22 protein-coding genes are annotated in these 25,218 nt (G+C 35.7%); 13 read left to right on the top strand and 9 right to left on the bottom strand.

The features are described 5' to 3' along the window. The first annotated feature begins 363 nt into the window (after positions 1-363). Positions 364-3,852 (top strand): hypothetical protein, encoded by a 3,489-nt coding sequence (locus tag ACKPCA_RS09320; RefSeq protein ID WP_321282572.1) that lies wholly within the window; start codon positions 364-366, stop codon positions 3,850-3,852. A gap of 553 nt (positions 3,853-4,405) precedes the next feature. On the opposite strand, the gene ACKPCA_RS09325 is transcribed toward ACKPCA_RS09320, so the two are convergent. From ACKPCA_RS09325 to ACKPCA_RS09350, 6 genes are all read right to left on the bottom strand, one after another. Beyond that, the gene (locus ACKPCA_RS09325; protein ID WP_321282573.1) at positions 4,406-5,638 is read right to left on the bottom strand and encodes a hypothetical protein; all 1,233 of its coding nucleotides are present in this window, start codon (positions 5,636-5,638) and stop codon (positions 4,406-4,408) included. Between the two features lie 190 nt (positions 5,639-5,828). Continuing rightward, positions 5,829-8,654, bottom strand: a complete 2,826-nt coding sequence (locus tag ACKPCA_RS09330) for an FAD-binding and (Fe-S)-binding domain-containing protein (protein WP_321282574.1) — start codon at positions 8,652-8,654, stop codon at positions 5,829-5,831. A 227-nt stretch (positions 8,655-8,881) separates the two neighbouring features. Next, the gene (locus ACKPCA_RS09335) at positions 8,882-10,540 is read right to left on the bottom strand and encodes an L-lactate permease (RefSeq protein WP_321282575.1); all 1,659 of its coding nucleotides are present in this window, start codon (positions 10,538-10,540) and stop codon (positions 8,882-8,884) included. Positions 10,541-10,710: 170 nt separating this feature from the next. Continuing rightward, entirely contained in the window at positions 10,711-10,902 is a 192-nt protein-coding gene (locus ACKPCA_RS09340) for a hypothetical protein (protein WP_054717163.1), read from the bottom strand. Between the two features lie 19 nt (positions 10,903-10,921). Continuing rightward, on the bottom strand, positions 10,922-13,066 hold the full coding sequence (gene ldhH / locus ACKPCA_RS09345; RefSeq protein WP_321282576.1) for an L-lactate dehydrogenase (quinone) large subunit LdhH: 2,145 nt from the start codon (positions 13,064-13,066) through the stop codon (positions 10,922-10,924). Positions 13,067-13,075: 9 nt separating this feature from the next. Next, entirely contained in the window at positions 13,076-13,549 is a 474-nt protein-coding gene (locus ACKPCA_RS09350; RefSeq protein WP_054717157.1) for a LutC/YkgG family protein, read from the bottom strand. Between the two features lie 317 nt (positions 13,550-13,866). Here ACKPCA_RS09350 and ACKPCA_RS09355 point away from each other — a divergent pair, with 317 nt between their 5' ends. From ACKPCA_RS09355 to ACKPCA_RS09405, 11 genes are all read left to right on the top strand, one after another. Beyond that, a complete protein-coding gene (locus ACKPCA_RS09355) occupies positions 13,867-14,322 on the top strand; it encodes a hypothetical protein (RefSeq protein WP_321282577.1) in 456 nt (151 codons plus the stop codon). Between the two features lie 118 nt (positions 14,323-14,440). Further along, positions 14,441-14,716: a hypothetical protein gene (locus tag ACKPCA_RS09360; RefSeq protein ID WP_321282578.1), complete on the top strand. Its 276-nt coding sequence runs from the start codon at positions 14,441-14,443 to the stop codon at positions 14,714-14,716. Between the two features lie 157 nt (positions 14,717-14,873). Continuing rightward, a complete protein-coding gene (locus ACKPCA_RS09365) occupies positions 14,874-15,443 on the top strand; it encodes a hypothetical protein (protein ID WP_321282579.1) in 570 nt (189 codons plus the stop codon). A 29-nt stretch (positions 15,444-15,472) separates the two neighbouring features. Further along, complete coding sequence (lgt, locus tag ACKPCA_RS09370; protein ID WP_321282580.1) at positions 15,473-16,315, top strand: prolipoprotein diacylglyceryl transferase; 843 nt, start codon at positions 15,473-15,475, stop codon at positions 16,313-16,315. Positions 16,316-16,326: 11 nt separating this feature from the next. Further along, positions 16,327-16,500 (top strand): hypothetical protein, encoded by a 174-nt coding sequence (locus ACKPCA_RS09375; protein WP_321282581.1) that lies wholly within the window; start codon positions 16,327-16,329, stop codon positions 16,498-16,500. A 14-nt stretch (positions 16,501-16,514) separates the two neighbouring features. Continuing rightward, positions 16,515-17,057 carry a hypothetical protein gene (locus ACKPCA_RS09380; protein WP_321282582.1) on the top strand — a complete coding sequence of 181 codons (543 nt, stop codon included), beginning with the start codon at positions 16,515-16,517 and terminating at the stop codon, positions 17,055-17,057. 210 nt (positions 17,058-17,267) lie between these two features. Further along, entirely contained in the window at positions 17,268-17,867 is a 600-nt protein-coding gene (locus ACKPCA_RS09385) for a rubredoxin-like domain-containing protein (protein ID WP_321282583.1), read from the top strand. 34 nt (positions 17,868-17,901) lie between these two features. Next, positions 17,902-19,596, top strand: coding sequence for a beta-N-acetylhexosaminidase (locus tag ACKPCA_RS09390; RefSeq protein ID WP_321282584.1), 1,695 nt, complete (start codon positions 17,902-17,904; stop codon positions 19,594-19,596). Positions 19,597-19,707: 111 nt separating this feature from the next. Next, positions 19,708-20,295 (top strand): Crp/Fnr family transcriptional regulator, encoded by a 588-nt coding sequence (locus ACKPCA_RS09395; protein ID WP_321282585.1) that lies wholly within the window; start codon positions 19,708-19,710, stop codon positions 20,293-20,295. Between the two features lie 184 nt (positions 20,296-20,479). Continuing rightward, positions 20,480-21,043, top strand: coding sequence for a YceI family protein (locus tag ACKPCA_RS09400; protein WP_321282586.1), 564 nt, complete (start codon positions 20,480-20,482; stop codon positions 21,041-21,043). A 60-nt stretch (positions 21,044-21,103) separates the two neighbouring features. After that, positions 21,104-21,715 carry an FMN-dependent NADH-azoreductase gene (locus ACKPCA_RS09405; RefSeq protein ID WP_321282587.1) on the top strand — a complete coding sequence of 204 codons (612 nt, stop codon included), beginning with the start codon at positions 21,104-21,106 and terminating at the stop codon, positions 21,713-21,715. 61 nt (positions 21,716-21,776) lie between these two features. Here ACKPCA_RS09405 and ACKPCA_RS09410 read toward each other — a convergent pair whose 3' ends face one another. After that, positions 21,777-22,445: an NAD(P)H-dependent oxidoreductase gene (locus ACKPCA_RS09410; RefSeq protein ID WP_321282588.1), complete on the bottom strand. Its 669-nt coding sequence runs from the start codon at positions 22,443-22,445 to the stop codon at positions 21,777-21,779. A gap of 136 nt (positions 22,446-22,581) precedes the next feature. Between ACKPCA_RS09410 and ACKPCA_RS09415 the strand changes: the two genes are divergently transcribed. Next, positions 22,582-22,932, top strand: coding sequence for a winged helix-turn-helix transcriptional regulator (locus tag ACKPCA_RS09415; protein WP_054717112.1), 351 nt, complete (start codon positions 22,582-22,584; stop codon positions 22,930-22,932). A gap of 30 nt (positions 22,933-22,962) precedes the next feature. Here ACKPCA_RS09415 and ACKPCA_RS09420 read toward each other — a convergent pair whose 3' ends face one another. Together ACKPCA_RS09420 and ACKPCA_RS09425 are read right to left on the bottom strand one after the other, a co-directional pair. Further along, positions 22,963-23,478, bottom strand: coding sequence for an LUD domain-containing protein (locus tag ACKPCA_RS09420; protein ID WP_054717109.1), 516 nt, complete (start codon positions 23,476-23,478; stop codon positions 22,963-22,965). 291 nt (positions 23,479-23,769) lie between these two features. Next, positions 23,770-25,215, bottom strand: a complete 1,446-nt coding sequence (locus tag ACKPCA_RS09425) for a sigma-54-dependent transcriptional regulator (protein WP_321282589.1) — start codon at positions 25,213-25,215, stop codon at positions 23,770-23,772. Positions 25,216-25,218 lie beyond the last annotated feature (3 nt).

Raw genomic sequence — 25,218 nt, forward strand, 5'->3', positions numbered from 1 at the left:
TTTAAATAAACTCAACATTTCAAAATTATAGAAAATGACCAATGAAATAATAAAATCATCAAATTAGACTCTTTTTTTGCTAAAGGAATGTGAAAAAAATGACCTAATTTTGTAAAAAGTCGACTCTCGCAAGCCTATTTTTAATAAATCTCTGAAAATCTCACAATTTAGATTGAGTCTAAACTAATCGCAAACAATCAAGATTAAATCGTTTTCGATTCATGCAATTTTATCTAACTAAAAATAGCAAGGTTAAATTGAAGGGATTGTGTCTATAGTGTGGAATGCAGGAATTTTTGCCAAGTGAAAAAATAAAGTATTTTTGATTCCGTCATTCCCTAAGCAAACAAAAATTGGAGACATATGCAAAGTAAAAAACCAAGCGAAATTAATAAGAAGGTTAAGGGTAGTCAAAAAGACTTAATCCGTTATATCAACCTTCAATTGGCTTCTATGGGGCAACCTATTTACAAAGGAGATTCCCAAGAGGGGAAAAAGCAATTATCTGATCCGAAATTTATTGAACTGACTGAAAGCTTAATTCAAAACTACAGAGCTAAATCACGTTTATTAGCGGATCATCTTTGCCCTGCCGACCAACGTATACAGAACTTTCTGAATGATTATTTAAAAGATGTAGACGATGAAGTTGCTCAACTTCCTACTAATACATTTATTCTTGACCAACCTGGAATTGCAAGAGAATTAAGTTTGCCTCCAAACAAGGATGAACACATTACAGAACTTTTAAGTTCTTATAGAATAAAACAAGGTGTACTTCATAACCCAAAACACGACAGAAGAACTACCAAAGGATCATTCCATATTGTAGAGGGCAGTCTTCCTGTACCTTTGGATAAAATCGAAGTACCTAAAATAGCATTTTCAAAATTCTTAAAAGCAGCACTTACTCCTTCTGCCGAAACCAAGCAATTGCCTTTTACTTCTGCACAAGAAGATAAAGCTGAATTGATGGTATCTCTTTTACTTCGCCCAATTGTTTGTCCTGAAGTAAAAGATGTGATTAGCCAAAAATCTATGGAAGTAAGATTCTTTGCTCCTGGTAGCCTTGTAAGCAACTTGGACTTTGTAGAATCAATCTTCGGTAACGCTGGTGATCCAAACATCCCTGCTAACGATGCTGGTTTGGATATTGAACACTGGACAGGACATACCGGATGTATTATTTTGGCTCCTCAATTAACTAAACTTACAAAGAAAGAGTTAGGCTTACCTCATTACGATGATGCTACAGAGCGTCAGAAAAGAGATGGGGTTTGCTGGATCAAAGAAGACGAACTTTACAACAACGGTACTGCCTTTAAATTAACCTGCCGCAGTGAAAATGGTGTTGTAATTACTTTAATTGCTGATAACTATTTCGGATACTCGAAAAAAGAGATCAAAACACAAATCAGTTTCTCTGCTAACTTATATGGTTTAGCTGAAGAAGAGCATGCTGGTGGAGCTATCGCCTTCCCAAGAAAGAATTTAGGAGACAGCTTTAGCGGATCATTGTTCATGAAGAACGTTTTGAAAAAGCAATACAGCTACGATGAAGTAGTAAAAGAATTTGGTGCAACCATGGATGTATATCCTGAAGGATTTGCTACTGATAAGGAGTATCCAAACATTTATTATATCAATGAAAATGCAAACATCGATCTTTACCAAAGTAAAGTAAGCTGGGAAAAAGATGAAAAAGAAGAAAGCATTCGATTACTGCCAGATCATTACTATGTACATCCATCTGGATATAAAATGCACATGGAGAAACATCCAACTGCTCCATCTTGGAGATTGGTAAGTACTGCTTCTGAAGGTACTTTCTGTCATAAGCCATGTACTGTGTCAGGTGGAGGAAAGTCGGAAATTTCTAAATCACTTCTGAATGCTATTATTTATAGTTCGTTCTATGTACAAGACATGGAGAAAGACTTTAACCTAGCTGATGAAGTAATTAATCATGATTATACAAAACGTTGGAAAGATCATCCAGATAGAACAGAACCATCAAGATCTTTATTAAGTTCTAATCGTTCTTTAGGATCTGTGGTGAAATTATTAACTCCTTCAAAATATTATACCAAAGAGTACAATGAATTCCTTAATACAATTCCAGATCACGTTAAGGCATTGGTGTTATTCGTTAAGAGATTCTATCGTCCGGAACGTACCGACAGCAACTGGAGAGATTACTTCTCGGTTGACGTAATCAACGGGAGAAAAGGTCACGAATTGTTATTCAACAACCGCAAGATTGTTGCCAGCTACTTACGAGTAGGATTCGCTAATGACAACTCATGGTATTTGAACAAATTGCGTCAAGACTTTATTGCTGCAGCTAAAATACAAATGGAAGATGATATTACTGCTTCTGTAGTACTTCCTGCAAATCAGTTGAAAAATCTTAACGAAGTATACAGTAACAAGAGTGTTAAGATTACAACCAATTGTGAGAAGAGATTCTTCCAGCGTCCTGACGAAGCAATTCACAGAGGATACGATAAAGAAGCTGAGGCAGACCTGTCGATGAGAAATAACTTTACATCAAACTACGAACCATTGACTACTGAAGATGGTAAGGAGTTAATTGCTGATGCGATTGGTTTTGACATGTATACCAAACCAATTCAAGAGGTGATCAAACGTGGAGCTGATAGTAAAAAGTCTAACTATTTTATTTCTCCTTCACACCCTAGAATTGTAGATGGTGCACCATCTAAAAATCCTAGATACCTTCAGATCAGACCTGATTTGGTAAACCCAATTGATGATCGTTTGGCTGAGGTAGGAATTCGTCTTGCAAGAAGAATTCCATTGGATCAAGCGGTATATCATCCAGTTAATGCAGTTCTTCCAGGAAGAAGAAACAATCCGCCAGAAAAAGAATCTGGAATTCGTGCATTGAGTGTTTACAATCCAATCCACTACCAGGAATTGCCTGAATTGTTCATGGACTTCATCTGTAGTTTAACTGGTAAATCTCCATCAACAACCGGAGCGGGTACCGAGGGAGCATTAACAAAAGGTCCTTTTAATATGTTGTCGCCAACTACCGACCTGAACAATGCCTTACTTTCTTATATCCTTACCGGGTATCAAGGATTCTCATCGGCAGCAGGTCATGTAGGAATCGAGAACAGATTCGACCATGATGTTTCATTGTTGATTCCTGAATTGTGGTGTCGTTTGAAAGAAGAAAATCGTGATCCTAAATTGTTAATCAATGAAGGCTCATTGGAAAAATTAAATGATTTCGAATACAATGGAGAAAAAATCTATGCTTCTCGATTAGGATATCGTATTACTGAAGAGTTCTTGTTCCGTTATATGAATCGTATCTTCGATGAGCCTCAAAATGTTTTCAACGAAAGAATGTTGAAGCCAGAGATTCAAGATATGGAGTCATATGTAGATGGTATTAAAAACATTTGCGAAGCTCAAGAAAAAGTTGCAATAAACTACTTTAAGGATAATAGTGTTGATGCTGCGATTCCTCCATTGAAGATTCTATTAAGCATTATGGCTTACGGCGAATACGAAGGAAAAGAGATTTCTGATCCTGAATTGCGTAAACAATTCGATCGTGATGTAGTAATCAATTCTGATTGGTACAAAGAAAGATTGAAACGCAAGCAACAAATCGATATTGAATTCTACGAAAAGCAAATTGCATACATTGAATCATTCATGACCGAGAGATTGAATGCTGAATGGAGCGAAGATCTAAGTCTTGCCGATAGATATGCAAAAGCCAAGAAGGATCTAGAACACGTTAAATCCGCTAAATACCTTGAAAGTTTAGTAGGTACAATTGGTGCTGATCCTTTGTTCAGAAAAGCTGAATAATTAAACCTTCGATAATAAACAAAGGGGTAACTCATTTCCATATGGGTTGCCCTTTTATTTTTAATTACAATTAGCATTTAGTAACTAAAAATAAATTTTTTAACTGTTATTTATTTTTGCAGAATAATATGGGACTATAAAAAAGAAAATAGCCCGTGACATAGGGGAATCACGGGCAACAATTCTAAAGGGTTAATTAACCTACTAACCAACCTTACGGTTGAACCTTTAACTCATTACTACCTTTCGGTAGGAATTAGACTTTAAAGATAAAAGATTTTTTCAAATTTTAACATTTTTAAACAATTATTTAAACTTTTATATTTATTCTATATAAACCATAATTAATAAATTGATTGTATCTAACAACTCCATATAACAAATTAGTACAATCCAGTTGTTTATTATAAACTCTCTTTTAGACTATTATAAGAACAGTCACAACAAAAGCCCCAAGCATTAAACTTGAGGCTTTGTAAAAAACACCAGTATATATTTATACTAGCTAAACGTACAAAAATTGAAAACAGGCTTTCTTAGTCTTATATTTTTGTTAAAAAGAGTATTTTAAGTGTACCATGAAACGAGCACTTCCTACTTCTGAGGAATCTGTAACCTTACCATTTAATTGAGTTGTTCCGTAAGCAGCTGCAGTATATAAAGCTTGTGTACCAATCATGAACTTACCCGAATACCACTCTACTCTTGGACCAAATTGATATACGTAATCGATATTGGAACCACGGCTATACAATCCCACAAAACCATTGGCATCTGTAGCCAAATCATCTCTTGCACCAAGATTCTTAGTATATCCTGCAAATAATCCGTAACGAACATTACCTGTAGTTGTGTAAATATCAGACCAAATAGATTGTGTGGTAATATTTGTATATTCGTAATCTCCATTTGCTTTTACGTTCTTCACACCATAACCACCTAACATCACAAAGTTGTACATGTTTTGACCATAAATGGTATGAAGGTTCCAAACCACCTTATCAGATTTCACAGTCATCCATGCATTCATTTGAACGCTTGATAACATTTCATCCGTTTTTGCTCCCAATGGATTTTCAATCATTGGTTTTAAAAATTTAACTCCTGCAGTTGCACCTAAAGTAAATCCTTTGGCAAAATCGTATTTTACCTGAGCCGATAGTTCAGGAATGCTTGCCTGCTGCACATATTTTACATTTGCACCATCAGGTCCAGTAGATTTAAAATCCAATTCAGACAAGGCAGCAATAAATGCATACCCCTTATCGAATTTACGAGTGTAACGGAACTGAGGAGCTCTTCCCAATACATTAAATGGAAGACCTCCACCCCAATGCAGTACATTAGGGAAACAAGAAGTAACAAACATTGGATGCCAATACTTACCTGCCAATAATTCATCTTTTCCCCAATCAAGTTTAATAAATGCATGTCTTAAACGAAATAAACCTGATTTATCGTTTGATGTTCCTACAAAATCTCCTTGAATGGTGGCAGAACCTTTGGCTCCAAATGCCTGAAAACCTGTTATACCAACATTTAATCTAGAATGAATTGAAGTCATGAACAATTCAGAACGATCATTTAAATCTTCTCCATTGATATCGTAAGATTTGGCTGCTGGATAAAGAATAACATCACCTTCACGAGCATTTACTGTTTTTCTTGTATCAAAAATCGCTTCTGCAGAAACAAATCCACCAAGTTTAACTTTTATATCTTCTTTTTTCTGAGCAATGCTTACTAATGGCAACAAGCTCAATGCTATTGCAAATAAATTTTTCATATGTTTAGATTTTCATATTAAGGTCACATGAACTCACAGAAAATTTTAATCTTCAAGATTAAATTTTACATGTTCGATCCATGCTGTTTTATGGGTTAAAGCTTGAAACAGGACGTACCCCGATTCGGCATGCAAGTAAATATCTTTACAGAATACGCCTGTTTCAATCTTAAAATCAATCAAATAGGTTTTATTGTTTAGCTGTGGTTACACGATCAACCAAGTAGATAATAGATTGGTAGGAAACCCCACTATTCATTGTCAGTCCAATCTCACATGTTCTACTTGTTGAATATCCGTGCTTCACATCTGCAGGATACTGAATTTTCAAATCACGCAATCCATGATCATTCAATTCAGGATGAGTAAATCCACGGTCACCAGCAAAACCACAACAGTTTGTATCTGGTTTTACTACAGTCTTAGCACATTTTTGTGCCAATTCAACCAACTTACCATCCACACCCAGCTTTTTCGCAGAACAAACTGCAAATACTGAAACTGTTTCGTCAACAGGAGTGAAATTCAAATGATCAGCTAAATAATCAGTAATAAATTCAATAGGTTCGTATAATTTCAATTTAGGTTCCATGTTTTCTTTCATGGTATACAAGCAAGGACTCATATCACAAAGAACGGGATACTTTCCATTCTCACTAGCCTTCAGAAGAGCTGATTCCAGAGCATTAGACTTCTTCATACCTGCTTCCTTGAAACCTTTACTTAAGAATGCCATACCACAACAATGGTTATTTAAATCTTCTGGGTAAATGATTTCATAACCAGCTTTTTTAATTAGCTCTTCAGTTTTCTTGGTCAAAGCAACCTTCTCATCGTAATCCTTCGATGTTCCCATACTACGATTGATACATGATGGGAAATAAACCACCTTTTTAGGATTTGATTTATCCACAGTTGGAGGAACTATTTTTGGTGCTCCCTTAGGAAATGCCTTGTTCCAACGAGGTATTGCATTTCCCGAAACGGCTCTCATACCACCTGCTATACCCCCCATTAAACCTGAGCCTAATATCGAGTGGAAAAAGCTTACTGTATTTAAACCTGTTTTGGCGTACGATTGAACCTTGTCCATATTGTCCGCACACCACATGGCAATTTTCTTAGCCTTAGGTGAAGCTTCATCTGCACGAAGTTCTTTTACCAATTTACCAGTGTCAATTTTTACAGGACAAGCAAGAGCACATAAACTATCGGTAGCACAAAGCTGCATTGCTTCATAATCAAAGTTCTTGATGAGAGTAGCCAATTCGTGCGGTTTTTCACCACTTGCTTTTAGTCTGCTAATTTCACGGTAAGTTGCAATTCTCTGGCGAGGACTTAATGTCAAGTTATGCGATACACATGATGGCTCACAGAAACCACACTCCATACATTTGTCTACTTTTTCGTGCGCTGGTGGAAGAGGTTTTAAATCCTTCAGGTGGGCCTGCTTATCCGCATTTAAAATCACACCAGGGTTAATCAAATATCTTGGATCAAAAATCTCCTTGATTTGCTTCATTAACTTATAAGCATCGGTTCCCCACTCCATTTCAACATATGGAGCCATGTTACGACCTGTTCCATGCTCTGCTTTTAGTGCACCATCGTAACGCTCTACAACCAATACAGCCAATTTGTCCATGAACTCAGCATAACGATCAATCTCTTCCTGGGTACCAAAATCCTGAGTAAATACGAAGTGAAGATTACCTTCCAATGCATGACCAAAAATCACAGCCTCAGAGTAACCATACTTCTTAAACAAATCTTGAAGATCAAGAGTTGCTTCGGCCAATTTTGGCACAGGGAAACAAACGTCCTCGATAATTACAGTAGTACCCGTTTTACGCATCCCCCCAACTGTTGGCAATAAACCTTTACGGATTTTCCAAAGCATCGCAAACTCGGCTGGAACATCTGTAAATTCAATTGGAATCTCAACAGGAATCTCTTTGATAGATTTTTTGATAATATCAATTTGCTTGTACAATACATCATTGCTTTCGGCCCTGGTTTCAACCAATACTGCCGATGCCCCTTCCGATAATCCCTTTAGGTAAGTTGGAACTCCCTCGTCATTCTCAACTGAACGAAGAGCTGCGCGGTCCATAAGTTCTACTGCTGCAACCGGCTCCGATTTAAGAGTTGATACTGCACGACATGCTTTCTCAATATCAGGGAAAATCATTAATGCAGATGCCTTGTGTTTGTGCTCAACAACGGTTTTATATACCAACTCAGAAATAAATCCAAGCGTACCTTCAGAACCAATCATGATGTGAGCCAAAATATCAAATGGATCAGTATAATCGATTAAGGCATTCAAACTGTAGCCGGTGGTGTTCTTCATTTTGAACTTATCGCGGATACGATTGTGTAAAGTCTCATTAGCTTTAACATCTTTCGCAAGCTTCTCCAAATCGCTTAATAGCTTGGCATGAGTCTTTTTAAATGAAGCCTTACTTTCCTCATTTGATGTATCCAGAATGGTTCCATCGTGTAAAACAACACGAATAGAATCTAATGTTTTGTATGAATTTTCGGAGGTACCACAACACATACCCGATGCATTATTGGCAGCAATACCACCAATCATCGCAGCATTAATAGAAGCAGGATCCGGACCAATTTTCTTGCCATAAGGTGCAAGAATGGCATTGGCTCTACCACCAGTAATACCAGGCTGTAAGCGAATGGCAGCACCATCCTTTAAAATGCTATGCTTTTTCCAATGATCTCCTGCAACAACCAATACCGAATCACTAATTGCCTGACCTGATAAACTTGTACCAGCTGCACGATAAGTGACCGGAATATCCAAATCGTTACACTCGCGCATAATCAAACTTACCTCTTCCTCATTTTTCGATTTGATTACCAATTTAGGAATCAAACGGTAAAAACTAGCGTCAGTTCCCCATGCTAAGGTATGCAATGGATCATGAAACATGCGTTTCTTATCAATACTTCTTACTAATCTATCGTATAGCGTTTTATATTCTCCTGTTAACATTTATCTTTTGTTTTTGATTTTGTCACACAAACACAATTGGTAACTTGTATGACAAATGTACGTTTTTTCTTAATTTAATAATTGAGCTTATCCAAAAAGTTTGATCTTCCTCTCAACTCTTGCTGGTGAAACCTTTTGAACCCTAACCACAAAACAACAAACACTTCAAGGCTTCTGCAACGCGATAATCACACCCTAAGATTACTTTCCGGATAAGCTCTAAATTACTACAATGGCAATGGATTAAATCCTGTAGAAATTAGTACTACCACTACAATCATTACCATTAAATAATATACAAATGCAGGAATTGCGTTACGTCTGATAATTGTTCCTTCTGCACCTATACATCCTACGGTGGCACAAACTGCCACAACATTATTTACACAAATCATATTACCCAATGCCGCACCAATCGTTTGAACTGCTACAATCAATACCTGAGGAATTCCCAAAATAGTAGCTGTTTCGAATTGCAGAGAAGCAAACAATAAATTAGATACAGTAGCTGAACCTGACATAAAAGAACCCAATACCCCAACAATTGGTGAAATAACCGGATATGCATTACCGGATAAATCGGCAACGGCAGTTGCCATGGTAGTTAGCATACTGTCTAAACCTGCTCCGTTTGTACCCGACTTTAACATTAATTGAACCATTGCAACACCCGCTAACAAAGCGATAGCAGCACCATTTATTTGCTTGAAAGTGGTTTTCCAAGATGTTACAACTTGCTTCTTGCTCATTCCGTGCATTACATTCGTAATTAATGCAACCAATATGAATGGAATGGTACCAGGGAGATAAGCCCACTTTAATACGTAGGTTAAGCCTTCGATACCCAATACGTTTGATAAAGTAATCGTTTGCGCTGCTAACCATCCTTTTAATCCAAGAGATGGAATACGAGTCACAACTAAAATAACAGCAATTAGTACATATGGCATCCAAGCTTTTACCAAGCCCATTTTTGCCTCGCCGGTATCACCACCGTTATCATTCGATTTCCAATTTGCTTCCCATTCTGATTTTGGAGGGAAATCCCAAGTCTTTTTAGGAACTAAAAATCCACGCTTAGCAGCAAAAATAACAATACCTAATCCGATAAATGCTCCAAGTAAAGAAGGTAGGTCAGGACCTAAAGTAGATGCAATCAATACGTAAGGAATGCCAAACGCCAAACCTGCAAAAATTGCGAAAGGAGCTGCAGCCAAAGCTGGTTTAATCGATCTTTCTTTGCCAAAGAACTTGGTCATGATCATGATACCCAAAAGAGGAACAAAAATACCAACCAAAGCATTAGGAATAGCAATCCATTTGGTTAAAGCCAATTTAAATACCTCAGGATTAGCTGCTACATCGGCAAGATTTTGTTCCAAGGTAACCATAGCACCACCACTAATAGGCGTACCAACCGCACCATAAGGAACAGGAACCGAGTTAAAAATAAGAGCAACCATAGCAGCGGCCAAAGGAGGGAATCCTAAACCCACCAAAAGTGGTCCTGCCAAAGCAGCCGGAGTACCAAAACCGGCAGCACCTTCGATAAAAGCACCGAACATGAAACCAATAATAATTGCTTGTATACGTCTATCGTTGGTGATTCCATTAAAACCGTTGTTGATGGTGGTCATTGCACCTGACAGTTTCATGGTATTTAAAATTAAAATCGCTCCGAAAATAATAATCAGGATATCGAAAGCTTTTAGGAAGCCAAATACCGAATATCCAAGAATGTGGTGAATATCAATTTTCCATACTCCAAACGCCACTGCTATTGCCACTAATAACGAAAGCGGCAAAGCCTTCTTGGCTCCCCAGTTAAAGCCAACCATTAACACTATGGTTAAAAGAATTGGCGAAAAAGCTAATAATGCATTCATAATAAAATAATTTAGGTTTTAGTTTGCCTTGATAAGAAAATTCCAGTAATTCCTTTTTCGCATTGTATTTAAAAAAGGGCCTGCCCAAAGCAGGCTCCTTTTAAAACTCAATAGTTATGTCAATAACTGCTAACAAAGGGGTTATACAAATGATAATCTTCTCTGAGACATTAGTTTGTACTAGATTTATTATCTGTAGCAAATGGGTTAGATTTACTATAGTTTTTTAATATTGAATTGCTATTTCGAAGCGGATCTCCTACAATAGTGGTATTGTGCATTAACATGTCAAGAGCCACTAACTTTTGTTTCAAGTCTTTTAAACTCTCCTCTAGTTGTATTCTATTGTTTTTTAAATCCATAATTCGAATATTTTAACATTTAAACACTTTCCAGGTAGTTCTCGATAAACTCTGTCAGGTGAAGTACTTTTACAGGCACTTTCTTGTGCATCAAACCACCATTAATTTGCATCACACAACCCGGACAATCGGTAACCAATAATTCAGCCTGGCTAGCCTCAATGTTCTCAATTTTCTTGTTTAATATTCCGTTGGAAATGCTTGCAAAATCAAGAGAGTAAGTACCACCAAATCCACAACACACATTGCTATCGGTAAGTGGAACAAATTGTTTTCCTATTAAATTAGAAAGGAATGATTCTGCCGAATAGCCTAATGAACGAGAATCGTGACAAGGTGTATGGTAAGTCACCTTCTTGTTTCCTTTCACTTTGAACTTGATGTTATTTTCCTCCAAAAATTTACCAATTGGAGTTACCATATCGCCTAACATCGAAGCTTTCTTATATCTATTTGGGTCTTCTTTTGTGAAATCTAAAAACTCATGCTTAATAGCGCCACCACAAGTAGGACACAACACTAGCAATGCTTCATAATCCTTAGGTTCTTGCAGGTTATCAAGCGTATTAAAAATCATGGTTTTGGCATTATCAGGATCGCCCGAAGCAATTGCAGGAATACCACAACAAGCTGCTTTTTTAGGAATATCAACCTGAATACCGCTCTTCTGCAATAGTTTTACCATGGCCAATCCCATTTCAGGATAGAAATACTCTACCGCACAACCTGGGTAAAAGAATACTTTTCGGTCTGAAATAAATTGATCGAAACCATCTTTGTAGAATCGCTTGCTGAATGTTTTAGAAGCCAAAGCCGGGAATTTTCTGAAATCCATTTCCTTCGGTAACATTGGCACAGTACCAATAATTTTTTCATCATTGGTTTTGCAAGTCTTTGTTAATGGAAATTGGAAATTTGCCCCCATTGAAAGAACCGATTTCATTCTATCCGGCTTTGCTACCAAGTTCTTAAATACCTTCTTCTTTATAGGATTGATTCCATACTTCTTCCCAACTACCAATTTCAAATCAGAAATCAAACTTTGTAAATCGATACCTGATGGACAGTTAAAAGAACAAGCTCTACAACCAATACACATCTTCAGAATATCTTTTGCCGCTTCGTCGCCCTGGTAAAGAGCCGTTAAAATCAAACCAATAGAACCGATATAACGATCGCCATAAACATGACCACCAACCATTTCGTAGGCCGGACAGATGTTGGCACAACTACCACAACGTACACACTTTAATGCTTCTTTAAATTTTGGATGCTCGAAAAATGCCAAACGTCCATTATCTAAGAATACATAGTGCGTTTCCTTGATCCCTTCTTCGTTTTTATAGGATGGAGTACGTCCTTTAATCCATGTAGTATATGAGGTAATGGTTTGCCCGGTTGCACTCTTTGGCAATACACGAACGATATCCAATGCCTGGTTAAAATCATCACACAATTTTTCGTAACCCACCAATACAATATGCACCGGAGGAACAGTTGATGACAAGCGTGCGTTACCCTCGTTGGTTACCAAACCAATGGTTCCGGTACTGGCTACAGCAACATTAGCTCCAGTCATACCAACACCTGATTTGAAATACGATTCACGCAGAAAACGACGAGCGATTTCAACCATTGCTTTAATATCATCCGGATCAACCTCTTCGCCTGTGTAATCGGCAAAGATTTTAGCCACTTGCTGACGAGTTTTGTGAATGGCAGGCATTACCATATGCGAAGGATGCTCGTTGGCCAACTGCAGAATCCACTCTCCCAAATCAGTCTCGATTGGCTGCAATCCTTCTTTTTCCAAATAATGGTTCAATAAAATCTCTTCCGAAGTCATCGATTTTGACTTCACCATGTATTTGGCATTGTGTTTTTTCATTACATCAGCAATGTATTTGCAAGCGTCCTCGCCAGTTTTTGCCTGAAATACCTTACAACCATGTTTCTCTACATTTTCGCGAAACTGATTAAATTGCTGCATTACTTTATTTAAATCTCTGTCTTTTAAATCGTGAACGCGAGTTCTTAGCGATTCAAAATCCAGTCCTTTATATGCATTTTCTTTTGATGCTTTATAAGCAGTAGCAAAGTTCTTTAGGTTTTTATATAAAACCTCATCTTGCAATTTCTCGTTTATCTGATCGTGTATCTTCATAGCTGCTTCTTATAAATCATTCAAAATGTATACTGTCATCTCCTTAGGTCCGTGCACTCCCACTGTTAGTACACGCTCAATATCGGCTGTTCTACTTGCTCCGGTAATGAATGCAACATATCCGCCCATATCTGCTGTTCTTTCTTCAAGAAAATCGGCCACATGGTTTAATGTGCTTACCAATTTGCTTAGTGGCATTACCACCAAAAGTTTTTCGGCAAGACAGGTAGCCAACCTTTTATTTTCTTCGCAACTATCAAGCACAACCGTACCCGTTTCTGCTATACCATAATCAACTTCTACCAGTGCAGTTCCAATTCCTTCCTCACCAGCTCTAATGTCTTTTTTAAGATTAAAACTTGGTACATCAACGTAGTCAAATCTTTCTTTCTTAAGTAGCATCGAAAATTCATCGTTAGATAGAACCAAATTCTCACTACCTACTAGTTCTGACTTTTCTATAAATCTTTCTAAATCATTCATCGGATTAAGTTATTGTTTGAATAAATCGTTAGGATCGAATTATTGTTGCCCACTCTCTAACCAAGCCTAATGCCAAAAAAAACTGCACAAGACTATTCAGAATCATTCAAAATATTTATTCTTGATTTACTGAATTTTAGACGTTCGAAAAGGTTTTCAATAGCTACATTTCAATCGATTTCGAAAGTGTGCAATTTTGAACAATAGATATTTGTAGGATGTGCCATTCTGAACAATTGTGCCATTTTGAACACTAATTTTCATACTATTTTGAAAAGTGAGCAAAATCGACAAATCCGAAAAAAAGCAAGAGAGAATTGCCAAGTAATCTTTGGATAGATGAACTGTATAAAGCTTTGGAGCGATATTCATCAAACAGGTCAAAATACCCTACACTGAATGATTTTATGCCGGAAATTGTAAGGATTCAGAACAAACTATCAGCAGATGAATTGTTAAGCGAGTTTAAAAGCAATTGCCCAAAGATTATTCGTACATCGCTGAAACAGGGAACCAACAATGTAAGCACTTCTTTAAAAGAGATTATTGTAGAGTACGATAAACCGATGGCCAGCTACGGAATAAGTGATAAAGGCAAACAGCCTAAAATGGATTTGGAATGGCAAAACAAAGAAAGAACCATTCTGTGTATTCGTGTTGAACTAGAACCTAACACCAAGTATTTACTCGATTTTCGTTCTGTTTTTAACGAGGACAAAGAAGGCTTTCCTTTACTTGAAAGTTTTGAATTGGATTTTACGACTGGGGAATAAAAAAGCGTAATACCATATCAAAACATATATATCCTGATTGTTATCTTTTTTGAGTACCTTGTAACTTACTGAAACTAACTGTACAATTCATCATTTAACCCTCATAAAGCACCTCAAGATGACACTAAAAGAATTATTCGACATCGCAAAATTACAACTCCAGGATTTAACCGATCTGGATACTCCTGATTTCCGTTTGGAGCAAGCAGAAATGCTAAAAGAGGAAGACATTTGGGAAATTGTAGTATCCTATTTGGTTAAGGATACCAATAAAAATACCATTCCATCAGCAGCTTTGACTTCTGAGCATCATTTTCAGAGAGTATACAAAAGACTCAGAATTGACAAGGACAAAAATGTGGTTGGCTTCTATATGTATGATAGCAGAAAGTGATTTTACTTGAATTCAGTAAATTAAATATGCCCCCTTACTAACACCGAATTATAATTGGTGTTATCAAGGGGGATTTTGTCTATAAATAATTTTACCAAGTTATTTTTAATGTTTAGTTGAATTTGTAATTTAGAAAATTAAAAAACTAAACATAGATATGCCTGATTTGATCAAGAAAATAGAAAAAGTGATGCGTGCTTTTATTCCTGCCGCAACACCATATATAGATGTTGAGAAAAAACTCAAAACTTGGGAAAAGTTTTCCGATAAAAACAATGGAACACTGCAAATAAAAAGAACTGGTAGCAACACTTTTAGTCGTTTGATCATGGAGGTTCCTATCAAAAATTACATGGTTCGGTTTGAGGAATCAGATATTAACCTCTTAAAAATTACCTGCAATTTAGGAATAAAAGATTTTCGCTTCTATATCACATTCGAAGATGTAATTGAAAAGATTATAAAATCGTTTTATAACCAGGAAATTGAAATTGGCGACAAAGAATTTGATGACAAATATCTGATTACTACAAACAATGAGAGAAAGATGAAGAATATATTGTCTGATAGCGATTTGAAAAACCTTTTACTAAAGAATAATGTTTCCAACTTTCATCTGGCTAATGGTGAACTTTTTATATTAGGAGATCGCCATATAGATGACGCTAAAGAATTTGAAATTATATTTGAAATTTTTAAAAATTTGATTTCAAAAGTCTGCCGATAAATAAATACATGAATAACATTTAAAGAAAAATGATTTTAACCCAAATAAATTGGAATCCAGATCCGGAAATCATCAATATTTTAGGCATATCCATACGATATTACAGTTTACTATTTCTAAGTGGCATCCTATTGTCGATTACTGTTTTGAAATGGATTTTTAAACAGGAAAAACTACCAGAAGCCAACTTAGAAAAGCTATCAATGTATGGAGTAATAGGCATTCTGCTTGGTGCCCGACTAGGCCATTGTTTGTTTTATGAACCTTCTTATTACTTTAATCATCCCTTGGAAATAATATTGCCAATTCAGTTTACAAGCAGTGGTGGATTTGAGTTTACAGGCTATAGAGGATTGGCCAGTCATGGTGGTGCTTTGGGTTTAATCATTGCCTTGTTTATATATTCACGCAAGACCAAACATGCCATGCTCGATACCATCGATTTAATTGCCGTTGTTACTGGATTGGGTGCTGGTTTTATCCGTTTGGCCAATTTAATGAACTCGGAGATTGTTGGTATGCCTAGTACAAAACCATGGGCTTTTGTTTTCGAGAGAATCGATACCATTCCTCGTCATCCAGCTCAATTGTACGAAGCAATCTGTTACTTCTTGATTTTTGCTTTTATGCTGTTTTTGTATAAAACCAAGAGAGCGCAACTAAAAAATGGAGTATACTTTGGAACTGTGCTGCTTCTCATATTTACAGCTCGCTTTTTTATTGAGTTTATTAAAGAAAATCAGGTAGCATTTGAATCAGGTATGCAATTCAACATGGGGCAATTGCTGAGTATACCATACATTATTGTTGGGCTTGGATTTATCACATACGGGATAAGTAAAACCAAAAAGCAATTAAGTTTGCAAATTTAAATCATAGAAACATGAGGAGAAATAAGATAATAATTGATGTGCTATTTGTTGTTCTGACAGCAGTCATTTTAACAGGATTGGATTACTTTGAATTATTGGAGAAAAATATCGGCTATGCTTTAATTCCAATTTTAGCAGCCTATTTTCTGGGACAACAAGTTGAGAGAAGATTTAGTAAAATCTAAATAAATAGCCCATAATGAAGATATTTGTTACTCTGGCATTTTGTATAGCCTATTTTGTATGTACTGCTCAATCTAAAAACTCTGATCTTAATCATAAAAATGATACCATTCTTAATGTTGTTTATAAAAACGAGATTTCACAAAAAGAAGATCCTGCCTATTTTATAAATGGCAAACATATTAAAGACTTTAATCTTGCCACAATTGATCCAAATAATATTGATAATATAAAAGTGGTTAAGAAAGAATTCACAACCGAAATGAAATCATACTATGGACAAATAAATATCTTTCTAAAAAAAGGATATTCTCCTAAATGGATATCATTAACTGACTTAAAGAAGAAGTACATTAAAAGTTGTAATATTCCAACTATTTTCATGCTAAACGATGATTTTATAAAGTCAGATTATAGTGATTTTGTAATAGATGAAAAATACGTTCAAGAACTGGAAGTTGAGGCAATCGACAATCAAATAGGAAACATTCAAATAGTTCGAATTTTCACCAAAACCGAAGAAAATATTAAAAAAGAAAATGAAATTTTGATTCGATAGATTCGAGAATCAAAAATTTAACAAATATATCATCCCATGCATTCATTTCTAAGTCAAATCACCTTGAATACTAACATTTTTACAGTGCATAAATAAAAAGGTATACTTTGTAGATTCTTAATTTAAATTTAGTCCAATATATGTTTTGACATATTGTTTTGTTTGATTTGGTATTTTTATGCGTTCTATGACCTAAAAAATTAACCAATTATGAAGGAAAAACAAGAAGAAAAATTGTATATCTGTAAGCCTTGTGGATATGTAATGAAAGAAAGTGAGCTACAGGATGTATGCCCCGCTTGTGGTTTACCTAAGAAAGTATTTGAACAATACAAAGAAAGAATGTCTCCTGGGCGTAGTAGAATTTTACATTTGGATTTGCATCCTATTGCAGTTCACTTCCCTCAAACCACTTTGGTTTTTGCTTTGCAGGCATTGTTGATCAATCTATTCTTTCCAAATTTCTATCCTGAAATTTTATTGGGCACAGCAAAATTCTCGGCAGTAATCTTTCCATTTACTGTTTTTGGTGCTTTTTTAAGTGGAATGATCGATGGAAAATTGCGTTTTAAATCGGTAACTACTCCTATTCTTAAAAAGAAAATCATATACAGCAGCATAATGCTTGTTGCATCCTTTTTTACACCATTTTTGGCATGGAAAGGAATTGATGATTTACAATCGAAGATTCTGTTATTGATTTGCGGAACTATCGCCCTAATCTGTGGTATTGTTCTAGGTCATGCCGGCAAAAGATTAATGAATATTGGTATGGGTGGTGCTGTTACCATTTTTGGAAAGAAATTTTAAAAGGATAATATTTTACTAAATCGTTCAGATAATAATGAAGAATCTACTATTAACATTGGCATGCATTTTAACTCTTGCCTCCTGTAATAATAAAATGAAGAATTACGTCAATTCTGATCAGGATTATGCCATCATACCTAAACCAGTTGATTTACAAGTTAAAAATGGTCGGTTTATTATCGATCAAAATACTAAAGTAACAGGTGACAAAAACCTGGAAGCCGAAGGTCATTATCTTGCAGAGATTTTATCACTTTCAGCGGGTAAAGAAATCGTATTTTCAGATGAAAATAAAGGCAATATCAATTTGACTATAGATTCTTCGTTGGAATCCGACGAAGCTTACACTTTACACGTTGATTACAATGAGGTTAAAATTAGTGGTAAAACCGCCAAAGGTGTATTCTATGGTATACAAAGTCTACGTCAACTAATTCAAAAGAAAGACCTTTTGGGAAATGAATCTGCTGCGATTGCCAGTATTCCTGCTACTCTTATCAATGATGCCCCAAGATATGCGTACAGAGGCATGCATTTGGATGTAGCCCGACATTTCTTTTCAGTAGATTTTATCAAACGATACATTGATATTTTGGCAATGCACAAAATGAATTCATTTCATTGGCATTTGACTGAAGATCAAGGCTGGCGAATCGAAATCAAAAAATATCCAAAACTAACCGAAGTAGGTGCATGGAGAAATGGAACCATTGTAGGCAATTTCCCTGGGAGTGAAAATGACAACCTAAAATATGGTGGTTTTTATACTCAGGAAGAGGTAAAAGAAGTTATTACTTATGCAGCTAAAAATCATATCACTGTAATTCCGGAGATTGAACTTCCTGGACACAGTAGTGCTGCTATTGCCGCCTACCCTTTCTTAAGTTGTTTTCCGAAAGAAAATAGCATTGTTCCAAAGAATATGATTTCCAAAGGATCAAAAGAAGTGCAAAAAAATGGAACACCTAAAATTGTCCAGGAATCATGGGGAGTATATGATGATGTTTATTGCGCTGGAAAGGAAAAAACATTTGAGGTACTGGAAAATATCCTAAGCGAAGTAATTGAATTGTTCCCATCGAAATACATCCACATTGGAGGCGATGAGTGTCCGAAAGGAAACTGGAAAAGATGTCCACATTGTCAGAAAAGAAAAAAAGAGCTCGGCTTAAAAGACGAGCATGAACTACAAAGCTACTTTATCCAAAGAATAGAGAAGTTTGTAAACAGCAAAGGAAGAAACATCATTGGATGGGATGAAATTCTGGAAGGAGGTTTGGCTCCAAATGCTACCGTGATGTCGTGGAGAGGCAATAAAGGTGGTATTGACGCTGCCAATGCTGATCACAACGTAATCATGTCGCCAAATTCTCATTGCTACTTTGATCATTATCAAGCCAAAGACAGAACCAATGAACCTATTGCAATTGGCGGTTTTCTTCCTGTAGAAAAGGTTTATTCTTTCGATCCTACTCCAGATGAATTGGAATCAAGCAAACACAAATACATTTTAGGTGGACAAGCAAATTTATGGACAGAATACATCGGATCTGAAGAATATGCCGAATACATGCTATTACCAAGATTAACAGCTCTTTCGGAATCATTGTGGTCGCAGAAAAAATTAAAAAACTGGGATGATTTTAAAATGAGATTATCCACCTTTAGAAAAAAGTACGATGAATTGGATTTGAATTATGCCAAACATGTTTTCGAGAACAAAGAGTAAACTCCAAATAAAAGAATAAATAAGAAGGCAATTTCCAATTATGGAAGTTGCCTTCTTGCATAATTCAACTCTCACATCTATTTTTAGAGTTCAAGAAAGAAATCAATTGCAATGACTACTCCTGAAGAAAACAAACTTATCTATTACGTAAAAAAATGGGTGAACATCACCAAGAATGATGAATCAGCGATTTTATCCGCATTTGAACAAGCTACGATTAGAAAGAAAAAAGATCTCCTGGTACCAGGAGAAATTTGCAAGTACAATTATTTCATTGTAAAAGGATGCATGCGCACTTATTATATAGATGATAAAGGAGTTGAGCACATTTATCATCTTAGGTTTGATAATAATTGGATTGGTGATCTTGAAAGTTTTTTCAGTCAAAAACCATCGAAGTACTACATCGAAGCACTCGAGGACACTCAATACATTCGCATTTCGAAAGATCGATTAGATCAGTTATATGATGAAGTTCCTGCTTTTGATCGTTACTTTAGAATCCTTTTTCAAAAGGCCTATGTTAACACGCTAAAGCGATTAAATGCGAATATGTGGGAACCTGCCATTGACAGATACAACGATATGCTAAAGGAACATCCGGATATGTTTCAGAGAGTTCCACTTACATATATTGCCTCTTATCTTGGAATAACACCGGAAAGTCTTAGTAGAATCAGAAAGAAAAATAATCGTTAGAAATTCTGATTTTATATTTCTCCTCCAACTCTATTATCTATTTTTTTCAAACTTCACTTGACTTAGATCAATTTTATTTCTTAACACAGGTCAAGTACTTCAAGTTTTCATGCTTTTACATTTGTATTAAAAGAAATTCAAATCAGAAGAATACAATTTTAATACAACAAGTAAATTATAAATCATGAAAAAAGTAAGTTTATTATTAGTGCTATTGTTTGTAATTGGTATATCAGTATTTGCACAAAAAAATGAAGTTAAGGTTAATGAATCTCAAGTTAAATGGACTGGAACAAAAATAGGTGGATCTCATAATGGGGAAATCAAAATTGAACATGGATTCCTTTCTTTAAAGAGTGATAAAATTGTTGGCGGCGAAATCGTAATGGACATGAACAGCATTACCGTTGCCGATATTGAAGACGAAGGATACAATCTAAAATTAGTTGGCCATTTAAAATCCGATGATTTCTTTGGAGTAGAAAAGTATTCAAACTCAAAGTTTGTGATAAGCAAAGCAACAGAATTTGCTAATGGTAAGGCTACAGTTACCGGACAAATAACGATCAAAGGTAAAACTGAAAACTTAAGCTTTGATGTTTTTAAAGATGGAAATACTTACACCGCACAACTTAAGGTTGACCGATCCAAATTTGATGTTCGTTATGGTTCAAACTCATTTTTTGACAATTTAGGTGATAAAGCCATTGGAGATATTTTCACTCTTGATATTACACTTATCATCTAATTCCTCATCAAGTTTAGCATGGGACACCTCCCATGCTATCCATTAAAAAGCAAGAAGATCATGAATATTTTAATTGTAAAATACCTACCATCAGGTAGTAAATCTAATACTCTTGGTTTGTTAAACCACTTTCTAGAAAATTTAAGTACAACACACAATATTACGGAAGTTGACCTGGTTAAATCTCCTCCAAAATATTTCGATGAACTTACATTAGGAGCATATACCAAAAGAAACTTTGGTGGAATGCAGCTTGATTCAATAGAATCAGAAGCCATAAAGCCAATAGATGCCCTAAATGAACAATTTATCAATGCTGACTTGGTATTACTGGCTCTTCCTATGCACAATTTTTCATTACCGGGAATGGTAAAAGTATATTTAGATGCGATCATGCAAAGCGGTAAAGTATTCAAATATGAAAATGGAGCTCCCGTTGGATTAATGAATAAAATGAAGTTTGTAACACTTTATACCAGTGCAGGTAAATACCTGGGTGATTATGAATTTCTAGATAATGTAAAAACACTTCTAAAAATTGAGATCGACTTTATGGGCATTACGGATTATGACTTTGTTCATGCCAGTAGTGGAAATCCTGATACCTACGAATCAGAATTCACTAATGCAAAACAAAAAATTGATCAGATAATTCAAAGCTGGAACCTATAATCCACGAGAAATGAAATATAGTTATAAAAGGGAGATGTTAAAACATCTCCCTTTTAATAATTTATTTCACCCACTCAACAATTTCTTCCATAGGAAAACGTGATTGAGGGAACGGTGAGTCCTCCTTTCTATAGCCGAAGGCCACCATTGCTGCAACACCAAGCCTAGTGGTATCAACAATTCCTTCATCACTCAATATTTCTTCAACCTTGCTCCTATCGAATCCTTCAATTGGGCATGAATCAATTCCAATTTGAGCCGCTGCCGTCATCATATTTGCAAATGGCAAATAAACCTGCTTACAAGCCCAGTCAAAAATTTTACGATCATCCGTTAAATCGAACTCATTATCCATAAAGTTGCCAAAGAATTTTAACTTCATCTCTTCAATATCAGCTGGAAGTTTATCAACTTCTTGCGATTTGTATTTTAGATATTCCGATCCAACGCGCATTTCATCACCTTTACGAGCCAAAAAAATTACAAAGTGACTTGCCGAAGCCAATTGCTTTTGTGCTCCCCAACTTGGTTCTGACAATTTCTCACGTAAGTCTTTATTTTGCACTACTATAAATTTCCAAGGCTCCCATCCAAATGAACTTGGAGAACGTCTTCCAACCTCTAGAATAAACTCGAAATCCTCATCAGAAATCTTCTGATCCGCTTCAAAAACTTTTATTGCACGACGATATGCATGCGCTTTTAATATTTCTTCTTTTCTTTCTTTCATACGATTTTATTTTTTTCTTGCATCAAAAATATCGTATATCTATCTTTGCAACAAGTACATACTTTTTTCATATATAGTATCTTTTTAGATACTAAAACTGAATATCAATATATTATATCGCAGAAAAAAATTAAATATGACTAAAAAAAATTCAGATGCTCCAATTTGTGCTTTAGATTATGCGTTTAGAAGAATAGGTGGGAAACACAAAGCTCGTATTCTTTGGTACATCTATCAGCAAAATAATGTGTTAAGATATGGGGAACTTAAAAAAATGGTTCAGAATATTACATCAAAGATGTTAACCCAAACTTTACGCGAATTGGAGGAAGATAATTTGCTTAATCGCAAAGTTTATCCTGTTGTTCCGCCCAAAGTAGAATACTCACTTACCGAAACTGGGAAAGAATTGATCCCATTTATAGAACATATTGGTGCCTGGGGCCGTGCCCAAATGGAGAAAGAGAAGATTAAAGTTGAAAATTAAAAAAGGACGAATAATCATTCGCCCCATATTTTATAAATCTTCAATTACATAAACCAAAGTCTTAATTGTTTTAGATGAAAAACTCAAGCCTTTATTGCTCCCAGAACTTGTTACACTGGCAATGCCTCTGCCCACGTCAATGGCTTTTTTCCCTTTAATCAATTCCAAATCATCCATCGAGTGTAATATTTTACTTGAAGGAACAATAATGTGTAGGGTTTCTGCCAAAAATATGGTCAGAAATTGATCTGAATCCTGAGTATCAATGATCAATTTTCCTGAATCAGCAATTGCATATTCCGCCTCAATTATTGCATTTTTAGCATTACTAATCTCACATGATTTTTTGTGCAGGTCAATACTATTCAAGCGAATAAATTCAAACTGAACGTTTTCCTTGCTTGCTGCTTCAATAAATAATTCCTGATCTACTTTAAGAGAGTCATTCCCCAATTGGTTTGAATTCGCTAAAAATGAATCCAAAAGGTCTCTCCTGTTTTCTGTCGAAAATAAATTTTGTTGCTGTGTAAATGTTCTGACTTCCATACCTTTTAGATTTTAATTAAAACTACCATCTAAAAGGCAAAAGGAATGCCAAAGAATGATTATAAAAGTTAAGAAAATTCAACTTTCGTTAAATTACTGATATACTGCTGATTAATAGCTAACGCTAAGTCTGTTTTTTCACATCAAAAGTGCTCAATTCTGCACACATAATTCTAAGATTGTGGCAAATTCGCCCAATTGGGCCAAATCGCACATTTAATGCTGATTAAAAAGTGTGAATATTCTCCCCGACTGTGGATTTTTTTCACATTTTAAGAAAGTTTAAAAACGCTACAATTTATTCATTCTGCTACGAAGTGCACTTCTGGTTATTCCCAAATATTCTGCAGTTTTGGATTTGTTGTTATCGAACTTTTTTAATGCCTTTCTAACTATTTCCAATTCCAATTGCTCAATATGAAGTTCATTTTCAGGCAGTACAATTCGCCCTGGAATAAGTGGCTGATCGCCTGCTGCGATCTCTTCATCTTCTGCCTGAAGAAATCTAATGTGCTCAAGTTTTAGTTCGATATCATTATACAAGAGTGTCGCTCTTTCAATGGTGTTTTTTAATTCACGAATATTTCCTGGCCAATTGTAATCCTTAAGTATCGATTGAGCTTCCTTACTTATAAACTTAAATTTTCGACCTCGCTTTTTGGCATATTGATCTAAAAAAATCTGTGAAAATGATAGAATAGCTTCTTTTCTTTCTTTCAGAGATGGAATATATAAACGACCAGTATTCAATCGGTAATACAAATCGCTTCGGAAGGTTTTTTCTGAAACCATTTCCTTTAAATTCCGATTGGTCGCACAAATAATTCGCACATCCAAATCAATAGCGTGACTACCACCAACGCGGTACATCTCTTTTTGCTGCAATACTCTCAAAAGTTTTGGTTGCATATCCAGAGGCATTTCTCCAATTTCATCGAGGAATAATGTTCCGCCTTGTGCCAACTCTAATTTACCAGGTTTACCTTCCTTTTTCGCACCTGTAAAAGCTCCATCTGCATAACCAAACAACTCACTTTCGAACAAAGTTGGAGAAATAGCCGAACAGTTTATCGAAATGAAAGGTTTCATGGTATCCGATTCGTGACCGAAATGAACCAACCTTGCCATAACCTCCTTACCTGTGCCTGTTTCACCTTCAATCAATACTGGAACCGATCGATCTTCATGAAATTGTTCTGCCATTCGAACTACTCCACGCATAGCATCCGAAAACACACCTATTTTACCAACCGACGTAATTTCCCGAATGGTGGTCTCGTAATAATGGATTCTTTCTGCCTCATCCTTTTTAACGGAACTTATTTCTCTTTCGAAATTTTCCTTTAAATCCCGATTCTCAGTTTTTAGTCTAATATTCTCAGCAACCCGTTCAATTAGTATTGCCAATTCTTCAATATTAACAGGTTTTAGAAGATAATCATAAGCACCTCCTCGTAAGGCTTCAATAGAGGTTTCCATATCACCAAAGCCAGTCATAATCACAACTTCTATAGCTTTACCTTCTTCGGTGCTTTTAATTCTCTTCAATAATTCCAAGCCCGAAATACCAGGCATTCTCATGTCGGATATTACCATTCGATAATCTTCCGTTTGCATTAATCTTAATGCTTCCTCTCCATTATGGCATAAACTAATCTGATGTCCCAATTGCTCCTCAATGAATTCGGCAACTGCAGTACCACTGGAAATATCATCATCAACAATTAATATCCTCATGAT

The sequence above is a fragment of the Marinifilum fragile genome, from assembly GCF_963677365.1.
Lineage (GTDB): Bacteria > Bacteroidota > Bacteroidia > Bacteroidales > Marinifilaceae > Marinifilum > Marinifilum fragile.

Bases quoted from the DNA above. Each gene is read 5' to 3' on its own strand.
- ACKPCA_RS09400 (WP_321282586.1), top strand. From the start codon at position 20,480: ATGAAAAAAGTAAGTTTATTATTAGTGCTATTGTTTGTAATTGGTATA.
- ACKPCA_RS09365 (WP_321282579.1), top strand. From the start codon at position 14,874: ATGCCTGATTTGATCAAGAAAATAGAAAAAGTGATGCGTGCTTTTATT.
- ACKPCA_RS09385 (WP_321282583.1), top strand. From the start codon at position 17,268: ATGAAGGAAAAACAAGAAGAAAAATTGTATATCTGTAAGCCTTGTGGA.
- ACKPCA_RS09360 (WP_321282578.1), top strand. From the start codon at position 14,441: ATGACACTAAAAGAATTATTCGACATCGCAAAATTACAACTCCAGGAT.
- ACKPCA_RS09350 (WP_054717157.1), bottom strand. From the start codon at position 13,549: ATGAATGATTTAGAAAGATTTATAGAAAAGTCAGAACTAGTAGGTAGT.
- ACKPCA_RS09425 (WP_321282589.1), bottom strand. From the start codon at position 25,215: ATGAGGATATTAATTGTTGATGATGATATTTCCAGTGGTACTGCAGTT.
- ACKPCA_RS09395 (WP_321282585.1), top strand. From the start codon at position 19,708: ATGACTACTCCTGAAGAAAACAAACTTATCTATTACGTAAAAAAATGG.
- ACKPCA_RS09375 (WP_321282581.1), top strand. From the start codon at position 16,327: ATGAGGAGAAATAAGATAATAATTGATGTGCTATTTGTTGTTCTGACA.
- ACKPCA_RS09415 (WP_054717112.1), top strand. From the start codon at position 22,582: ATGACTAAAAAAAATTCAGATGCTCCAATTTGTGCTTTAGATTATGCG.
- ACKPCA_RS09330 (WP_321282574.1), bottom strand. From the start codon at position 8,654: ATGTTAACAGGAGAATATAAAACGCTATACGATAGATTAGTAAGAAGT.
- ACKPCA_RS09340 (WP_054717163.1), bottom strand. From the start codon at position 10,902: ATGGATTTAAAAAACAATAGAATACAACTAGAGGAGAGTTTAAAAGAC.
- ACKPCA_RS09390 (WP_321282584.1), top strand. From the start codon at position 17,902: ATGAAGAATCTACTATTAACATTGGCATGCATTTTAACTCTTGCCTCC.
- ACKPCA_RS09420 (WP_054717109.1), bottom strand. From the start codon at position 23,478: ATGGAAGTCAGAACATTTACACAGCAACAAAATTTATTTTCGACAGAA.
- ACKPCA_RS09405 (WP_321282587.1), top strand. From the start codon at position 21,104: ATGAATATTTTAATTGTAAAATACCTACCATCAGGTAGTAAATCTAAT.
- ldhH (WP_321282576.1), bottom strand. From the start codon at position 13,066: ATGAAGATACACGATCAGATAAACGAGAAATTGCAAGATGAGGTTTTA.
- ACKPCA_RS09320 (WP_321282572.1), top strand. From the start codon at position 364: ATGCAAAGTAAAAAACCAAGCGAAATTAATAAGAAGGTTAAGGGTAGT.
- ACKPCA_RS09380 (WP_321282582.1), top strand. From the start codon at position 16,515: ATGAAGATATTTGTTACTCTGGCATTTTGTATAGCCTATTTTGTATGT.
- ACKPCA_RS09335 (WP_321282575.1), bottom strand. From the start codon at position 10,540: ATGAATGCATTATTAGCTTTTTCGCCAATTCTTTTAACCATAGTGTTA.
- ACKPCA_RS09325 (WP_321282573.1), bottom strand. From the start codon at position 5,638: ATGAAAAATTTATTTGCAATAGCATTGAGCTTGTTGCCATTAGTAAGC.
- lgt (WP_321282580.1), top strand. From the start codon at position 15,473: ATGATTTTAACCCAAATAAATTGGAATCCAGATCCGGAAATCATCAAT.
- ACKPCA_RS09410 (WP_321282588.1), bottom strand. From the start codon at position 22,445: ATGAAAGAAAGAAAAGAAGAAATATTAAAAGCGCATGCATATCGTCGT.